Origin of the sequence: Pseudonocardia benzenivorans CB1190 (assembly GCF_000196675.2) — a bacterium.
In the GTDB taxonomy this organism is placed as follows: Bacteria; Actinomycetota; Actinomycetes; order Mycobacteriales; family Pseudonocardiaceae; genus Pseudonocardia; species Pseudonocardia benzenivorans.
Genome location: NC_015312.1, coordinates 6,740,716 through 6,756,691 on the forward strand (window position 1 = coordinate 6,740,716; position 15,976 = coordinate 6,756,691).

Sequence of the window (15,976 nt, forward strand, 5' to 3'; positions counted from 1 at the left end):
AGTACCGCATGCGATTCGTCGACGAGTTCCGCGACCCGGCCGCGGCCCGACGGCTGCTCACCGCCATCAGCGGCCTGGCAGGCGACGAGGAGTTCAAGTTCATGGAGGTGTGCGGCGGGCACACCCACACGATCTACCGCCACGGACTCGAACACGTCCTGCCCGCGAACATCGAGCTGGTCCACGGCCCGGGCTGTCCGGTGTGCGTCATCCCGATGGGCCGCGTCGACGACGCGATTTGGCTGGCCGAGCAGCCCGACGTCGTTTTCACGACGTTCGGCGACATGATGCGCGTCCCCGGCAGCAACGGCAACCTGCTCGACGCGAAGGCCCGCGGCGCCGACGTCCGGTTCGTCTACTCCCCGCTCGACGCCCTGCGGATCGCCGTGGACAACCCCGACAAGCGGGTGGTGTTCTTCGCCGTCGGGTTCGAGACGACCGCCCCGTCGACGGCCGTGACGCTGGTGCGGGCCCGTGAGCTGGGCGTGCGGAACTTCAGCGTCTTCTCCAACCACGTGACGATCGTGCCGCCGATCAAGGCAATCCTGGATTCACCCGACCTGCGGCTCTCCGGGTTCCTCGGTCCCGGGCATGTCTCAACGGTCGTCGGCAACCGGCCGTACCGGTTCGTGCCCGAGGTCTACGGCAAGCCCCTGGTCGTCGCGGGCTTCGAGCCGCTGGACATCCTGGCCTCGGTGGCGATGCTGCTGCGCCAGATCCGGGAAGGCCGCTGCGAGGTGGAGAACCAGTACTCACGGGTGGTCCGCCCGGAGGGGAACCCAGCGGCGCTGGCGCTGCTCGCGCAGGTGTTCGAGCTGCGCCCCCACTTCGAGTGGCGTGGGCTGGGGTTCATCTCGCAGAGCGGGCTGCGGCTGCGCGAGGACTTCGCCGACCTCGACGCCGAGCAGGTCTACGACCTGCCCGGGGTGCGGATCGCCGACCCGAAGGCGTGCCAGTGCGGCGAGGTACTGAAGGGCGTGCTCAAGCCATGGGAGTGCAAGGTGTTCGGCACCGCGTGCACCCCGGAGACCCCGATCGGCACCTGCATGGTCTCGCCCGAGGGCGCTTGCGCCGCCTACTACAACTTCGGCCGGATGCACCGCGACGCCGCGCAGCTCGTGGGGCAGTCCCGCCGATGACGGACGGAGCGTGGCTGTTCGCCCGCTACGCCTACGCCCCCAACAAGTTGGGGTTCTGCGGCCCTCCCGAGTCGGCGACGCTAGCGGCAGCTGGTGCCGAGGCGGGTCACGAGCAGGCCGTGCGGGCCGCGGCGCGCCGGTTCTCGGGGGCATGGCACTACCTCGTGGTCCTCGCGGAGCTGGCCGGGATCGACGATCCGCTCGACCGGCGGGTCGTGGAGTCCTACTGGCTGGGTGGCGGGCTCAACGACGTGGTCGACGGCGAGGAGTTCGGCCGCAGGCTGCTCGACCGGATCGGTCCGCAGGCCGGGCACTACTGGTCCCACCTCACCCCGGACCTGCTGCCCGAGGCGGCCGCCGACCACGGCTTCCACGTCTTCGGCGTCTACCCGTGGACCCGGCTGCTCGGGCGCGGGCCCCTAGACCCACCGATGACCGTCCTCGACGGCTGCCGGATCCGGCCGGCCGTCGTCTGCGCCCGCGAGGGCGACCGGATCACGGTGTCGGCCCGGCGGCTGACCTGGGAGGGCGCTGCGCTCGCGCTCGGCGAGCCGGCGACGGGCGAGGTCCCCGTCGCCGTCGACGGTCTGAGCTTCGTGCCCGACGCCGCGCCCGGCGAGGTCGTCGCGCTGCACTGGGACTGGCTGTGCGGGCGGCTCACCCCGGATCAGGCGGCCGATCTCGACAAGAACACGTTGCGGCGCATCGACATCACCAACGAAAGGTTGGCGCGGGAGCACTGATGGCCAGACCACGGATCGTGCAGACCGACGAGCAGATCGGATTCCACTGGGTGACCCCCGGCGGCACCCCGGTCGGCCTCGTCGACCTCGTCCACCTCGACAGCGAACCGCACCGGCTCGTCCCGACCCACCTCGCCGCCCTTGACGACGCTATGGTCCTCGCCGCGGGACGCTTCGGTCAGGTGCTCGGCGGCAGCCGCGCGCCGACGGCTGCGGAGCGCACCGACCTTCGCGAGCTGCATCGCGCCATCGACCGGCTTTGCGTCGAGTACTGCGACGCCGCGGCGGTCCTCGGCACGGTCGTCGACGCGCGGGCCGGGCAGATCCTCGGTACCGCCGCCTTTATCGGCATCCGCGCCAGGTTCCCGCTCGGACTGCTGGGTCCCGCTCCCTTCGACGGCGAGCTCGACCAGCCGCGCCTCGGTGTAGTCAGCGGCTACGGACAGCTGATCGTGGTCGACCCGGAACGGCCTTGGGCCGGTGGCCGGTGGGTGATCCGCACCGAGGACGGGCGCCGGTACCCGGCAACCTTGTCACAGCTGCTGTTCGACAGCTCAGGAGTACACAAAGACGCGGCGCGCCGGGAACACCGTGATGCCCTCGAAGCGGTCGTTCGGCATGCCGGCGACGGCGACCCGCTCATCGTGGCCTGCGCCGTCGACTGGCTGCTGTACGACTGGCTCCTCGCCCATCGTGACGGCCCCGACAGCGGAGCCGTGCAATTTACCGGGCCTGAAGCGGCGCGCGACGCCGCCGCGGTTCTCGGCGGCATTCAGACGTCGGCCCGCTGTCGCAGCACGGTCGACCCACAGCTCCTCGAACTTCCGGCGGCTCTCGGCCCGTTCGGGAACGCGAGGGCTTAACGTGTTGGGGTAGTAGGGGCGGCAATCAGAGAAGGACGTAGCGGGACGTACGTCACAAGGATCGTGAATCATCGACGAGACACATGCGTGGCACGGTTCGTGGCACGAATTGTCGTCGCACGTCGAGCATCCTGAGCACGGTGAACGCCCTGACGTGCACGGTTGGACTGAGCGAGCGCGGTATAGCCGCGAGGCGGCGGTGCATGTGTGCCTCGACGCCGAGGCCAACGGCCACCGGACCGACCCGCCCGGCCCAGGGCCGGGAGGAGCGGCGGGCGATGAGGGAGGAGGAGAAGGCCGAGCGTCAGCGGGTGATCGAGGTCAACGAGGACTGGCGCGCGGCGACGACGGTGCTCGCGCCTGGCTGGCTAGCCTCGCTGCGCGCAAGACCCCGCCGAATGGCGTCGAGCGCTTCGTGCTCGCCTGCCCGGTGCCGGCCGGGGATCACGAGATCCGGACGGCGATGGAGCGGAAGCACCCGCTGCTCCGCGAGGCGCTCTGCATGCCCGAGGCCGAGGGCCGGGATTAGGAGCGCGGCGCAGGGGGATTACGGCGCTGATCGAGCACATGTCGACCGCGACGGCGGCGCGTTGGTGGTGTGAAAGCGCGTCACGCATCGCTCGCTCACCGAGCTCGAAGAACTCGCCCGAGACCGCGCCGGCGGCACCAGGGCCCTCCTGCGCAAATGACCAGCTGGCGGTGAACGTCGGCGCAGCGCACCTCCGATCGGCTCGGTGGTCGGAGTGGCGTCCACTTGCTCCTATGTCAAGCTGCGGGCGCGATGGTTCGTCCTGGGCGGGAGCCGAGACCTACTGAACACGACGCCGGAAACACCGATCACGAGACAGACCCTGTCGGTCAGGCGCTGAGTGCCGGGATCGTGTCGGCGGGGCGTGGTCGGCAACTATGACGCAGTCTCCTCCAGTTCGATGTCGAAGGTGGCGTGGATGAACGGGGGCTCGACGCCGTAACGGACGCCCAGTTCGGAGTCGGTTGTTTCACAGAAGTCGACCAGTAGGCCCTTCTTGACCGCGAACACCGCGTCGGAGTCGATGTAGGGGCTCCCTGCGACGAAGGCGTGCGTCGTGACCTCCTCGTGCGCGGGCGCGGACGCGATGAAGTGCACGTGCGCCGGGCGGTAGGGGTGCCTGCCGGTCGCGTTCAAGAGAGCGCCGACCGGGCCGTCGGTCGGAATGGGGTAGTGGGAAGGCGCCACGGTGCGGAACCAGTATCTGCCCAGCTCGTCGGTGGTGAAGAGTCCGCGTCCGTTGCCCGCGGGTTGGACGTCGGGCACCTGGACGTCGTAGAGGCCGTTCTCGTCGCACTGCCAGACGTCGACCGTCGCGCCCGCGAGCGGACGTCCGCTGGTGCTTCGAACGGTCCCAGATACGACGCAGACGCGGCTGCCGCCCACCTCGTCGATGGAGTCTCCGAGGGCGCGCGCCGGGGATTTGGTCATGTGGAACGGACTCAGGACGGTGCTCTCGGTCCCGGCGTCCTGCCCGTTGATCGTCTCGACGAGCATGGAGACTCCCAGCACGTCGGAGAGCAGGATGAACTCCTGCCGGGTGTCGGTGCAGGCCTTGCCGACTGCAGTGAGGAACTCGATGGCGTTGTTCCACTCGGGGATGGTTGGCTCGATCTCGCGGACGAAGTCGTGCAGGTGACGGGTGAGGCTCTGCAGTATGGCGCGCAGGCGCGGGGCGGGGGTGGCGTCGAAGCTCGCCTGAACGGCCGGTGTCGCGGAGTCGACAGTGAAGTCCATGTCTCGGCCCCGCTACGCCGTGACCGACTCATCGGCGAAGTGCCGGACCTCCGGCGCCTCGACGAAGAAGTGCGCGATGCGCGTACCGAACTCCTTGCCCACCTCACTGGCCGGAAAGACCTCGAGGTGGTCCTCGAGCCGCTCCCACGTCACTCGGAGCAGGTAGGCACCGGGGTGCTCGACGTCGTGGTGCAACGCACTAGCACGACACCCCTTGGCCCCGGAGAGGATCGGCTGCGCCTTGGCGAAGGCCTCCTCAAAGTCGCTCTCGCACCCGGGGACGACGGTGATGTAGGCGTGTTCGACGACCATTGTCGCTCCTTTCTTTACTCCGGCACGCTATGTACACCACGGTTCGGCGGGCGATCCGAATCGCGTTCTTACTATCCGTTTCCCGAACGTGGGAGGGCGTCGGCTCCGCTCCCTTAGACGTCGTTTCAGAAGTCGGCGCGTTAATCCTATGTGGAGTCGCGCTGGTAGCTGATCATGCTCGGCGATGTCGAGACGATCTTGTGTCGAGCGATTGGTGAGCGACGAGCTGTGGGCGGTGGTGGAGCCGCTGCTCCCGACGAGGCCGCGCCGGCCGAAGCGGGGACGGACCGGCCGGCCGCGGGTGCCGGACCGGGCCGCGCTGGCCGGGATCGTGTTCGTGCTCAAGACCGGGATCAGCTGGAACGCCCTGCCCGCCGAGCTCGGCTGCGGGTCCGGGGTGACCTGCTGGCGACGCCTGCAGGAATGGCAGCGGGCCGGGGTGTGGGCGGAACTGCACCGAGTGATGCTCGACCGTCTCGCCCAGCAGGACCTGCTCGGCTGGTCACGGGCGGCGGTGGACAGCGTGAGTGTGCGGGCCAAACGCCGCGGAGAGGCCACCGGGCCCTCGCCGACCGACCGCGGCAAGGCGGGCAGCAAGTACCACGTGCTCTGCGACCGCGACGGGCTCCCGCTGCACGCGATGGTCACCGGTGCGAACACCCACGACAGTCGGATGCTCGCCCCACTGCTGGACACCAACCCCGGCGTCCGCGAACGGGCCGGTCGGCCGGGTCGGCCGCGACGTCGACCGGGCAAGCTGCACGCCGACAAGGGCTACGACTATCCGCGTTGTCGCCGCTACCTGGCCGGGCGTGGGATCGGGGTGCGGATCGCCCGGCGTGGGATCGAGGACTCCACCCGGCTCGGGCGGGTCCGCTGGGTCGTGGAACGCACCATGTCCTGGCTGCTGGACTTCCGCCGCCTCGCGCTGCGCTACGACCGCGCCGAAGCGACGATCACCGCGCTGTTGTCGCTGGCCTGCGCCCTGATCTGCCACCGCCGTCTCACCGGGAGCCGGTCGTAACCGGCGTGACATCCGCCCCCCCGGCCGCCCTCACCAGGGTCGGCCGGCTACGAAGTCGATGCCAGTGGTCGCCAGGCCAGCCACTCCAGGGCCCGGTCGGCCTCGTCGGGGTCGAAGCGGTTCGGGTCGAACGGCCCGCCCGCCCACTCCAGACGCTCAGCGTGGTCAGGATGGGCAGGATCGGCGAGTGCGGCCTGGAAGTCCTCGTACCCCCAGATCCCGCCGACGTCCTCAGGCGGGCACGCCCCCTGCCCTGCGACACAGCGCGGGTAGCGCACCCCCGGCTCGGCGGTCTCGACCGCCTCGACGGCGATCTCATGGGTCCAGTTGTCGCCGAAGTCGTAGATGTAGCCGAACCGATCACCAGCCTTGACCAGCCGAAACAGCTTGGCCTTGGTCTCGTCGGCAACGCCCTGGGAGGGCCTGTCGGGGTCTGGGATCCCGTAGCGGCGCCCGGCGATCTCGAACTCGTGCAGATGCGAGTTCGTCCAGCCCATCACCGACTGCACCACCCCGTGCAACACCGCCAAGTCGATCTCGCCCGGCACCTGCACCCGACGCCGGACCGACGGCGCCACCTCGACCAACACGATCTCCAACTCGAAGATCTTCGTCTTCGCAGACACACGAGGCGCGACCACCAGCCGATGCTCTCAGCCGTCGCCGACACTGACAGGACCGGGCCCACCACTTCTGAAACGACGTCTAAGTCCTAACGGCGTGCCGGCCCGGGACGTGACAGGAGGGTGTTGAAGATCAGTTTGTGACGACCGACCTCAACACCCTCCTGACCGCACTCTACGTCAAGATCGACGACTGGCTGGGCAAACGCACCCGCCCGGGCAGGCCACCGAAGCTCTCCGACGCCGAGCTGCTCACCCTGGCCGTGGCGCAGGTGCTGCTGGGAGTCCGCTCCGAGGCCCGTTGGCTACGGTTCGTGCCCCGGGCGCTACCAGCCGCGTTCCCGTACCTGCCGGGCCAGTCCGGCTACAACAAGCGGCTGCGCTCGGCGGTGTCACTGATCAAGCGGGTCATCCGCGAGCTGGCCGGCGACACCGACCTGTGGGCCGACCCCGTCTGGGTCGTGGACTCCACCCCGGTCGAGTGCGCCCGTTCCCGGCCCACCGCGAAACGCTCGAACCTGGCCGGGTGGGCCGGCTACAGCTACTGCCCGTCGCACTCGCGGTGGTTCTGGGGGCTGCGCCTGCACCTGGTCTGCACCCCGGCCGGACTGCCGATCACCTGGGCATTGGCCGACCCGAAGCTCGACGAACGCCAGGTCCTGATGGCCGTGCTCGACCACGACCCCACCCTCACCACCGACCGGCCCGGCCTGACCATCATCGCCGACAAGGGCTACGTCTCCCGCGAACTCGACACCTACCTGGCCGAGCGTGGCGTGGTGCTGCTGCGGCCCTCCTACCGCAACCGCACCCCACGCCCGGGCGAACACCTGCTCAAACCGATCCGCCAGCTCATCGAGTCGGTCAACGACACCCTCAAGGGCCAACTCGATCTCGAGCTGCACGGCGGACGCAGCATCGACGGCGTCAGCGCCCGGATCGGGCAGCGCCTGCTCGCCCTGACCCCCGCGATCTGGCACAACCGCGCCACCGGACAGCCCATCACACGATCCTTGATCGCCTACGACCACTGACCGGGTTCGGACTTACTCGTCTAGCTCCTCGATCTCGGCGGTGCGGGCGAACCCGCCGCGCAGCAGGCCCGCGAGGAAGGCGACCGGCACCCCGGCCATGACGGCCATCTGCACCACGAACTGGGTGAACGGGTCGAGGCCGGTGAACCATGCGACGACGGCACTGCCCGTCAGCAGCAGGATGGTGAACACGCCGTAGCCGGACACCGCGGCAAGCACCCGTCGCTGGCGACGATCGGCGGCGCGCAGGCGTTGCACGAGCACGAGCGCGGTCAGGGCCACGACGAGGAACCCGGTGGCCGTGGTGACCCGCGCGAAGAGGGCGACGAGGTCGGGACGCTCCGCCACGACGAGCACCGGCGGGACACCCGGCAGGGGCCCGAACACGTAGGCGGGGATCGGCAGCACCAGCGTCACGACGTACCCGCCCACGGCCAGCAGCCGGGACCGCCGGTCGGGCAGGCGGCCCGACGGGAACGCGAGCAGCAGGTGCAGCAGCACCCCGATCGGCAGCTGGGCGAGCACGGTGCCCACGACCGCCAGCGTCGGGTTGGCGACGTTGCCGGCCGCCGACCCGAGCAGCGCCGCCCCGCACAGGCACAGCAGTGCCCCGAGCCGCCCCGACGGCCGTCGCCACCACGCGACGATGCCCGCGGCCACGTACCCGGCCCCGGTGAGGGCGTAGGCGACGAGCGCGCCGACGGGCCCGGTCCCGTCGTGGACGAACAGCGCGATCTCGACGCCCGTCACCGCAGCTGTGGTCAGCCCGACCTGGAGCAGGGCCAGGCGCAGCGACGTCCGCAGGGGCGCCCGGCCCGCCGCGGGCGGGAACAGCGGTCGAGATCTTTTCACCGCGGTGGATCGTCGTCCACAAGTCGGCGCCGGTCCAGCGGGACGCCGCAGACCGCGTCGGACTCGCCGGGTGTGGACCTGGGTCCATGTCCCGGGCTGGGCCCAAGCCGATTCCCCGACCGGCTAGCGGCGCACAGAATTCGCTCGTCCGCCGCCGTCACGGGGCCCCGACGTCGAACGGTATGCCGGAGGCAGTGATGAATGTGCCCGAGCTCGGTGTCCGACGTGGCCCGTGGGCCAGGCTCGGGCCGGTCGCGGTCGTCGCGGCGGTGCTGGCACTGACGGGATGCTCGTCGTCGCAGGCCGCGTCCGGCGCGCCGGCCACCTCGGTCGCGCCGCCGGCGGTCTCCGACGCGAACGCGGCGCTCGCCCCGCTCGCGATCTCCCCGCTGTCCGACATCGCCCCGGTGCTCGGCGCGGACAACCGCATCCACCTGGCCTACGAGCTGCAGATCATCAACCAGGGCCGGGCTCGGGCGGTTCTCACCGGTGTCGACACGCTCGACCCGTCCGGCGCGGTCATCACCTCGTTGAAGGGTGCGGACCTCGGCAAGGTGTTCCGGGCCGCCGGTGGCAGCGGCGGGGACGGCCTCGCCGGCGGTCAGGCGGGCGACCTGTTCCTCGACGCCACCCTGCCCGCGGGGTCCACGGTTCCGCGTTCGGTCCAGCACCGCTTCACGGTGACGTTGACCCCGCCCACCGACGCGGGCCCCTCCGGGGACGCCCCGCCGCCCGCGCCGCCGACCGACCTGACCTTCACCGGCGTCTCCGTGGACGTCTCCGACCAGCAGGCGGTCGAGGTCGCGCCGCCTCTGCAGGGCGGCGGCTGGGTCGCCGGTAACGGGTGTTGCGACGCGATCACCGCGCACCGCGGCGCCACCCTCTCCGTCGACGGCACCATCCGCGTCGCGCAGCGTTTCGCCATCGACTTCGTCCAGATCGGACCCACCGGCACCCTCTATACCGGCGACCCGGCAAGCAACACGTCGTTCCCCTTCTTCGGCGTGCAGGTCCACTCGGCCGCGGACGGGACGGTCGTCCGGGTCCTGGACGGAAACCCCGAGCAGATCCCCGGGAAGCTGCCGGAGGGACAAACGCTGCAGAGCGCGGACGGCAACTACGTCGTCGTCGACATCGGCAACGGCCGGTACGCTTTCTACGCCCACCTGCAGCCCGGCTCGCTCAAGGTCAAGGTGGGCGATCGCGTCAAGACCGGGGACGTCCTCGGGCTGCTCGGCAACACCGGCAACACCGACGCCCCCCACCTGCATTTCCACATCATGGATGGGCCGTCGCCGCTCGAGTCGAACGGTCTGCCGTTCGTGCTCACCCGGTTCACCGGGACCGGCGTCGTCACCGACGAGAGCAAGATCATCGCGCCGTTTCCCGCCCAGGCGCCGGTCGTCCCGGTGGACACGTCCAGACTCGCGGGCGCCCACACCGGACAGCTCCCACTGAATCTCGAGGTCGTCGACCTCGGTTAGGCCGGGTCTACGCGGTCGAGTCCCGCCCGGCCGGTCGACGTCGATTCGGCATGATCCGGACCGGTGCACGGTCGAGGTGGTGCTGCAACCGAGCGGCCGCCCACGTGAGCCGGGCCGGGTCGTCGGCCGGCGCCACCGCGAGGATCACGAACTCAGGGGACGCGCGTGCGACGTTCGTGGACGTCGAGTCGGAGTACGAGCTGTGCGGGCAGGACGTCGAGCTGCCGCGCGTTGCGCGAACCGCCGAGGCCTACCCGTCCGCGACACCGTCCGAGAGCACTCGGCTCACTCTCCCAGGCCGTCAGGTCGGATCCGCAGGTAGCGCGGCGCGTAGGCCTCCGGGAGCACCGCGGCGTCGAGGCGGCGGCGCCCGATCTCCCAGCGCCGCAGCCCCTCGTCGGTGAGCTCGTACAGCCCGCCGCGGGGCTCCGGGGCGAACGGGGCCTGCCAGTGTCCGAGCGGGTACTCGGCGACCGGCCGCACCACGGCGGCGTCGGCCACGACCGCCAGCGCGATCCCGTCGCCGTGGAGCAGCACCCGGCTGCCGAGCGCACTCACGGAGGTGATCGGGAACGTCGTCGGGTGCGTACGCAGCGCCCGGCCCGCGCGCGCGACCGAGACCGACTTCGTGCCGACGGCGACCGTCGCGGCCGGCACCGGGACCAGCCAGCGCGCGGGCTCGGGCAGCACCGTCGGCCGGCCGAACGCCGGCTCCGCATCGAGGGTGACGGTCCGCAGCTCGCTCCCGGTGGCGACGACGAGACCGGCGGGCGACGCGGCGACCGCGCCGATCCGGGCACCCGGCTCGACCGAGGTGACGATCCGGTCCGGGCGGGCCGGATCGATCGCGACGAGCCGGTCGTCGAGCGCCGCCCAGACCAGCCCGCCCGCGGCGGCGAGGCCATGGACCGGCCCCATCGCCTGCTCCGTGCCCGGCGCGAGCTCGTCCACGTCGAGGACGACCAGACCGCTGCGGGTTCCGACCCAGAGGCGCCCGGCGTGCTCGACCACGCATCGCGGGTTCGGCACCGGCGCCGAGGGTCCGGGCGCGACGACCGCATGGCGTACCTCGATCCGCGGCGACCGTCCCCCGTCGACACGCGGTGTGCACGCGCGGCGCCCGGTCGGGCCGGGGCCCACGTCGAACCGGCGTTCCGGTCCCTCGCCGAGATCACGGACGTGGACGCCGTCGTCGTGGTCGAGCAGCGTGACGACGGCGCCGTCGGCGGCACCGCGCACCCGGACGTCCGCGACCACGAGCGCCTCCGGAGGGCCGACGGGCTCGAAGTACCGTTCGAGATCGCACAGGTCGACGTCGGGTCTCGGCATGCAGACGGCGTCGCGGCGCGGGTCGAAACCGGCCCGCATCCCGCCGCCGCGCGCCGGGATCTCGCGCGTGACGGGCCGAGGCTCGACCCGGCCCGTGACCTGCGCCCGCAACGGGTGCCCGCGCAACGCGCCGCCCAGCTCGACGACGATCGTCGCCCGGAAGACGTGGTCGGTCACCCGCGGCGGCGTCGTCAGGTCGCGCGGGGTCCAGCCCCGGGGCTGCGGCGGGTAGAACCGGATCTCCACGGTGCCGCTGTGGCGCGGCAGCACCACGTAGTTCCCCGACCACGAGGCGTCGAAGACGTAGCGCGACGCGGGGTCCGCCGGGTCGTGCTCCGCTCGGACCTGGCAGACGGCGACCGGCGCCTCGCCGGTGTTCTCCAGGACGAGACGACCGTCCGGCGCGTCGGGGCGGGACGGCGCCGGCGTCGTCTCGATCGGGAAGCAGTCGGACCCGAGCGTCGCGCGCCGCCCGTCGGCCGCATTGCCGACGACGATGTCCAGCACGTCCGGATGCAGCTCGGCCGCAGCCCGCCCGCCGGCGACCAGCTGCAACGGGACGGTACGCAGCAGGCCGCGCGGGTCGGTCGACACGATGCGCAGGCCGCCGTGGGCCGGGGCACGGTCACCGACGTACCCGAGGATGAGCGTGGTCGACGAGTTCGGGGCCAGCTCGGCCGGGGTGTCGGCGAGCGACCGTCCGTCCGGTGCGGGATGGAGGGCGTCACGGTCGACGGTGAGGATGCGCAGCCCGCCGGCGCCCTCGACGACGGCACCGCACAGCCGGACGCCACCGGGACCGGCACGCAGCTCGACCCGCTGCAGCGAGAACGCCGGTGCGCGGTCGGTCCCGCACTGCGAGAACGCCTCCTCGTGGAACGTCCGGGTGGACTGGTCGACCTCCAGGCGGGGCGCGACGACCTCGGCCGGCACGTCGGCATCGCCGCTGATCCGCAACGTGCGGGCGCCGTGGATCAGCGACCGCGCCGTCAGGTGCCCGCCGCCGAGATCGAACGCGAGCCGGATCGGCGGGAACAGCTCGTCCGGGTCGGTCGCGGCGTCGAAGGCGGCGTCGGCGAGCTCGCGCCCGAAGTTCTCCACCCCGTAGTCCGACGACCATCCCGGCCGGTCGGCGCTCGCGTCGCCGCTGGCCAGCGGCGACCGGCGGACCCGCAGCATGCCCCGCTCGAACACGAACCGGTACCAGACGACCAGCTCGAAGTTGTGGCTCCCGTACCCCGGGACGGTGAAGTCGCCGGTGGCGAAGACGTAGATGCGCTCGCCCCACTCGACGCGGGGCGATCCGGCGTGCAGGGTCGCCCCCAGCTGCGCGGCCCGCGCGGCGAACCGTTCGCTCAGCCGTCGGGCGAGCACGGCGCCGTCCAGCGTCAACGACCAGTCGGCGTCGGCCAGCAGCGAGCGGTCGAAGCCGTCCCAGGCCGCCCGGTCCTCGGACACCCCGTCGAACCCGAGGCCGAGCGCGAGCGCGCGCCCGTCGTCGACGACCCGCGTCGCCAGCCCGTCGAGCTCGAGGTCGAACCAGTCGAGCAGCTCGCCCAGCCCGTCGGACGCGTCGGCGGTGAGCCGGCCGCCGAGCGCGGTGGCCGGCGGGACCGAGTCCTCCGACCGCCCCTCGGAGGTGTCGAGGCCGACCACCGCGCGGTCGGCCCCCGCCCGGGCCGCCCGCACCAGACGCACCCCCGTCGCACGCCGCGACACCGGCCCCGGGGTGCACAGCAGATCGGGCGAGGTACGCCACCGCCACAGCGCCATCTGCGCCACCACCGGAGCGGCGAGCTGCAGCAGTCCGGGACGTCCCGAGCCGACGACGGACATCGCGTGCCTCCTGAGGGCGGGCCGGGGACCCTAGCGCCGCCGGGCCCGGCCCCACCAGGGCCGCAGGGCTCCGACCGGCCGGAAGGCCCGGGTGCGCCGCCGCGGACCGCGGCGACCGGCGCGCCCCTGCCGCCTACGCCGCCGCGGCCGCCGTCGTCGGGCTCGAGGAGGCCCACGACCTGCGCGCGATGCAGGCACTCGCCGAGATCAAGCAGGGCGACCCGGCGCGCGCGTTGCAGACCCTCGACGGCCTGCAGCCGGTGTCGGTGCCCGGCCGGCTCGCGCAGGCCCTCGCCCTCAGCGGTGCCGCGGGGATGGGGTTCGCCGATCCCGCGCTGGGCACCGTCAAGGCCGCGGAGTGCCGCACGCTCGCCCTGGCCACGGGCGAGCGGTCGACGCTGGTGGTGGCGTCGTGGGCCCAGGCAGCCGCCGCACACGAACGCGACGACCTGCACGCAGCATCTGAGAGGACCTCCTGGACACGCACGCGCTGCGCGAACTGGCGATCAGTGTGTTCGACGGGCACCTCTGCATGACCCAACGGCTCCTCCACGGCGCCCGCCCCTACCCGGACGTCGTGGCGTTCGCCGACTCCTTCCTCGCCGAGGCGGAGCGACCGGGAGCCATCCGCGGCCGGGCATTCGCACTGACGTTGCGCGGGGAGGCGAACTGCTCTTCGGTGCCCTCGACGCCGCCGACGACGACCTGCGGCTGGCGACGGAGCTGAGCCGGACCGGCGGCGGTGCGGTCGGGGAGGCGCCGGCCGTCCAGCGCCGCGCCGAGGTGGCCGTGCACCGGGGTGACCCGGCCGCGGCGGCCGACCTGCTCGACGAGGCGCTCGCCGTCGCGCGCGAGTCCGACGTCGGATTCCATCTGTTCGACCGCATCCACGGTGCGCGGATCGCCGCCGCGGGGGACCCGGCCGCCGCGGGGGACCCGGCCGTCGCGCTGGCCCGGGTCGAGGAGGCCGAGCGCGCCGTGCGCAGCCCGCTGGAGACCTGCCCGGGCTGCCGGATCACCCTCGCGGTCCCCGCCGCGATCGCGTCGGCACGGGCCGGGGATCGCCGGCGCGCGAGCTGCTCGGGGTCGCGGGGTCGGGCGCGGCGATCGACGTCGAGGGGCTGACCGTCCTGCGGTTCGTCGGTGATCGGTGCGTCGAACGCTGGAACCGCCTCGACGACCTCACCCTCCTGAGCCAGATCGGAGCCCTCCCCGCGCCTGCAGGGGCCTGACCGGACCCGAGGACTTGTTGTATCCATTTATCCTGTCGTAGGATCCAGTTCCTGGAGGCCATCGAGGGCAAGGAAGTCGCATGGACGAAGCCGGCTCCCCCGGATCGCTGCGAGAGCCGCGTGCTGCGGCCCTGACTCCGGACGTGCTCACCCAGCTCCACCAGACGATCTGGACCGAACGCGGGAACCGGGTCGGCCTCGACGTCACGGTGCCGCCGTGCCCCTACACCGTCGACGAGCTCGCCGCTCTCGACGGTGCGGGCCGCCGGGTCGGGTACCTCCCACCCGAGGTCGCCACCCGCTCGACCAGGCACGTGCTCGGCGCGATGTTCCCGGCGATGGACTGCTACAGCCTCCAGCCCGACAACGAGGTGGAGAACATCGTCAGTCGGCCGGGCTGGTTCGACTACGAGGCCGCGATCGACGCACCCTACGGCGACACGACGGAGGCCGAGCTCCTGCAGCGCGTCGCCGCCGACGGCCGCGAGCTGATCAGCCTGAACCAGTACATCGTCGCGGCGCAGGACAGCAGGCTGTTCACCGGGCACTACCTCGACGAGCGACGCACGTGGCCCCGCATCGGGATCCGGGTCACGGGCCGGATCGTCTGTGTGCGGTTCGACGGGGACGAGATGGCCGAGGGACTGGGCGACGAACCGCCGCAGCCGGGAGCCCTGCTGACCGCCTACGACCTCCACCACGACTTCCGGGCCCCCTACACCGGAGGGCGCTCGTTCGGGGTGGCCCGCAGTGAACGGGCCAGGACCCTACCGGCCGAGCCGCCTGCTCCGGCCCGGGGCGTGCACGTGTCCCAGCGGGGCGCGGTGGACCTGGACGCGGAGTGGCGGCGCCAGGTCGACCGGCTCGTCGCCGCCGGCGTCGCGGCCGAGCTGGGCCTGACCCCCGAGAGCTACGCCGCATCCCTGCCTCGTTTCACACCCCAGCCGGCGACCTACGCCGGACGGCTCGACGCACCGGTGCTCGTCGAGACCAGGATCGGGTGGCGGCGGCAGTTCGAGCTGTTCGGGATCCGGGTTTCCCCGATCCTCGCGGTCTTCCCGGCCCCCGTGCCCACCGGACCGGACTCGGCCCACCGCGACGCGCCGTACGCGGCGTGGTTCACCCGCTGGGGCCAGCGGTTCGACGACCCGACCTCGCCCGACGAGGCCCGAGCGGACCTGCGGGCCGACGAGGTGGGGGCGAACCTCGTGGAGGGCGGTGCCGTCGCGCACGCCTTCCCCGAGCTCGTCGAGGCGGCACGGTTCTTCGACTTCGTCGGCGAGGTGCTCCCGGCGGGCGAGACCGATGGACCGTTGTCGTTCGAGCCTATCGACCGCACACCGGGAATCTGCCGGTGGCGCGGCGTTCCGGAGTTCGGCTGCAACCTCTATCCCCTGGCGTTCAGCGTCTTCCGGCCGCTCGTCCGCGGCAGGGAGATCACGACGACCTGAGCCCCGGAACATGGCCCCGGCCGCGCGCCCCGCAGACGCCGCGCGGCCGGGTTGCCGACCGGGCGCGGCCACCTCCGGTCAGCGAACGGTCGCGGACTCTACGCCGCGCTCGACCCAGCGCAGGGCCTCGTCGAGGTGGTCGATCACGAGGTTTCCCGGTTGCCCGCCGCCGAGCGGATCTCGGCGGCCTCGGCGAGATGGGCGTGCGGCTCCAGTGCCTGTTCGGGCGGTACGAGCAGGCGGGCGCCTGGAGGATCGACATCGACGCGGCCGTGGCCCGGTCACCCCA

At 72.1% G+C, this 15,976-nt stretch carries 16 protein-coding genes; 11 read left to right on the forward strand and 5 right to left on the reverse strand.

Annotated features, from left to right (window positions below):
- The first annotated feature begins 8 nt into the window (after positions 1-8).
- From hypD to PSED_RS31990, 3 genes are read left to right on the forward strand one after another with little or no spacing between them, the layout of a single operon-like run.
- Positions 9-1,139 carry a hydrogenase formation protein HypD gene (gene hypD, locus PSED_RS31980; protein WP_013678355.1) on the forward strand — a complete coding sequence of 377 codons (1,131 nt, stop codon included), beginning with the start codon at positions 9-11 and terminating at the stop codon, positions 1,137-1,139.
- A complete protein-coding gene (locus tag PSED_RS31985; RefSeq protein WP_013678356.1) occupies positions 1,136-1,882 on the forward strand; it encodes a DUF6390 family protein in 747 nt (248 codons plus the stop codon). The genes hypD and PSED_RS31985 overlap by 4 nt, the downstream gene beginning before the upstream one ends.
- Positions 1,883-1,899: 17 nt before the next feature.
- Positions 1,900-2,745, forward strand: coding sequence for a hypothetical protein (locus tag PSED_RS31990; protein ID WP_143770698.1), 846 nt, complete (start codon positions 1,900-1,902; stop codon positions 2,743-2,745).
- 904 nt (positions 2,746-3,649) lie between these two features.
- Here PSED_RS31990 and PSED_RS31995 read toward each other — a convergent pair.
- Both PSED_RS31995 and PSED_RS32000 read right to left on the reverse strand, forming a co-directional pair.
- Positions 3,650-4,510, reverse strand: coding sequence for a dioxygenase family protein (locus PSED_RS31995; protein WP_013678359.1), 861 nt, complete (start codon positions 4,508-4,510; stop codon positions 3,650-3,652).
- Positions 4,511-4,522: 12 nt separating this feature from the next.
- Positions 4,523-4,822 (reverse strand): antibiotic biosynthesis monooxygenase family protein, encoded by a 300-nt coding sequence (locus tag PSED_RS32000; RefSeq protein ID WP_013678360.1) that lies wholly within the window; start codon positions 4,820-4,822, stop codon positions 4,523-4,525.
- A gap of 184 nt (positions 4,823-5,006) precedes the next feature.
- Here PSED_RS32000 and PSED_RS32005 point away from each other — a divergent pair, with 184 nt between their 5' ends.
- Complete coding sequence (locus PSED_RS32005) at positions 5,007-5,846, forward strand: IS5 family transposase (protein WP_041760176.1); 840 nt, start codon at positions 5,007-5,009, stop codon at positions 5,844-5,846.
- A gap of 47 nt (positions 5,847-5,893) precedes the next feature.
- Here PSED_RS32005 and PSED_RS32010 read toward each other — a convergent pair whose 3' ends face one another.
- The gene (locus PSED_RS32010; RefSeq protein WP_267939110.1) at positions 5,894-6,445 is read right to left on the reverse strand and encodes a plasmid pRiA4b ORF-3 family protein; all 552 of its coding nucleotides are present in this window, start codon (positions 6,443-6,445) and stop codon (positions 5,894-5,896) included.
- A gap of 164 nt (positions 6,446-6,609) precedes the next feature.
- On the opposite strand from PSED_RS32010, the gene PSED_RS32015 reads away from it, so the two are divergent.
- Complete coding sequence (locus tag PSED_RS32015; RefSeq protein ID WP_013678361.1) at positions 6,610-7,503, forward strand: IS982 family transposase; 894 nt, start codon at positions 6,610-6,612, stop codon at positions 7,501-7,503.
- Positions 7,504-7,515: 12 nt separating this feature from the next.
- Here the strand turns inward: PSED_RS32015 and PSED_RS32020 are convergent, their stop codons facing one another.
- Positions 7,516-8,355 (reverse strand): hypothetical protein, encoded by an 840-nt coding sequence (locus PSED_RS32020; protein ID WP_013678362.1) that lies wholly within the window; start codon positions 8,353-8,355, stop codon positions 7,516-7,518.
- A 197-nt stretch (positions 8,356-8,552) separates the two neighbouring features.
- Here PSED_RS32020 and PSED_RS32025 point away from each other — a divergent pair, with 197 nt between their 5' ends.
- Positions 8,553-9,839: a M23 family metallopeptidase gene (locus PSED_RS32025; RefSeq protein WP_013678363.1), complete on the forward strand. Its 1,287-nt coding sequence runs from the start codon at positions 8,553-8,555 to the stop codon at positions 9,837-9,839.
- Positions 9,840-10,124: 285 nt separating this feature from the next.
- Here the strand turns inward: PSED_RS32025 and PSED_RS32030 are convergent, their stop codons facing one another.
- On the reverse strand, positions 10,125-13,004 hold the full coding sequence (locus PSED_RS32030; RefSeq protein WP_013678364.1) for a hypothetical protein: 2,880 nt from the start codon (positions 13,002-13,004) through the stop codon (positions 10,125-10,127).
- A 188-nt stretch (positions 13,005-13,192) separates the two neighbouring features.
- Here PSED_RS32030 and PSED_RS32035 point away from each other — a divergent pair, with 188 nt between their 5' ends.
- The 5 genes from PSED_RS32035 (at position 13,193) to PSED_RS32050 (ending at position 15,687) form a co-directional block, all read left to right on the forward strand.
- A complete protein-coding gene (locus tag PSED_RS32035) occupies positions 13,193-13,540 on the forward strand; it encodes a hypothetical protein (protein ID WP_013678365.1) in 348 nt (115 codons plus the stop codon).
- Positions 13,537-13,731, forward strand: coding sequence for a hypothetical protein (locus PSED_RS32040; protein ID WP_013678366.1), 195 nt, complete (start codon positions 13,537-13,539; stop codon positions 13,729-13,731). The genes PSED_RS32035 and PSED_RS32040 overlap by 4 nt, the downstream gene beginning before the upstream one ends.
- Before the next feature lie 62 nt (positions 13,732-13,793).
- Positions 13,794-14,129, forward strand: a complete 336-nt coding sequence (locus tag PSED_RS32045; protein WP_013678367.1) for a hypothetical protein — start codon at positions 13,794-13,796, stop codon at positions 14,127-14,129.
- Positions 14,111-14,236: a hypothetical protein gene (locus tag PSED_RS35825; RefSeq protein ID WP_379652786.1), complete on the forward strand. Its 126-nt coding sequence runs from the start codon at positions 14,111-14,113 to the stop codon at positions 14,234-14,236. Before PSED_RS32045 ends, PSED_RS35825 begins: the two co-directional genes overlap by 19 nt.
- Positions 14,237-14,316: 80 nt before the next feature.
- Positions 14,317-15,687, forward strand: a complete 1,371-nt coding sequence (locus PSED_RS32050; protein ID WP_013678368.1) for a hypothetical protein — start codon at positions 14,317-14,319, stop codon at positions 15,685-15,687.
- Positions 15,688-15,976 lie beyond the last annotated feature (289 nt).

What these genes read in the sequence shown, in the direction of transcription:
- hypD (WP_013678355.1), top strand. Translation starts at nt 9, where the DNA reads ATGCGATTCGTCGACGAGTTCCGCGACCCGGCCGCGGCCCGACGGCTG.
- PSED_RS31985 (WP_013678356.1), top strand. Translation starts at nt 1,136, where the DNA reads ATGACGGACGGAGCGTGGCTGTTCGCCCGCTACGCCTACGCCCCCAAC.
- PSED_RS31995 (WP_013678359.1), bottom strand. Translation starts at nt 4,510, where the DNA reads ATGGACTTCACTGTCGACTCCGCGACACCGGCCGTTCAGGCGAGCTTC.
- PSED_RS32000 (WP_013678360.1), bottom strand. Translation starts at nt 4,822, where the DNA reads ATGGTCGTCGAACACGCCTACATCACCGTCGTCCCCGGGTGCGAGAGC.
- PSED_RS32005 (WP_041760176.1), top strand. Translation starts at nt 5,007, where the DNA reads ATGTCGAGACGATCTTGTGTCGAGCGATTGGTGAGCGACGAGCTGTGG.
- PSED_RS32025 (WP_013678363.1), top strand. Translation starts at nt 8,553, where the DNA reads ATGAATGTGCCCGAGCTCGGTGTCCGACGTGGCCCGTGGGCCAGGCTC.
- PSED_RS32030 (WP_013678364.1), bottom strand. Translation starts at nt 13,004, where the DNA reads ATGTCCGTCGTCGGCTCGGGACGTCCCGGACTGCTGCAGCTCGCCGCT.
- PSED_RS32035 (WP_013678365.1), top strand. Translation starts at nt 13,193, where the DNA reads ATGCAGGCACTCGCCGAGATCAAGCAGGGCGACCCGGCGCGCGCGTTG.
- PSED_RS32040 (WP_013678366.1), top strand. Translation starts at nt 13,537, where the DNA reads ATGACCCAACGGCTCCTCCACGGCGCCCGCCCCTACCCGGACGTCGTG.
- PSED_RS32050 (WP_013678368.1), top strand. Translation starts at nt 14,317, where the DNA reads ATGGACGAAGCCGGCTCCCCCGGATCGCTGCGAGAGCCGCGTGCTGCG.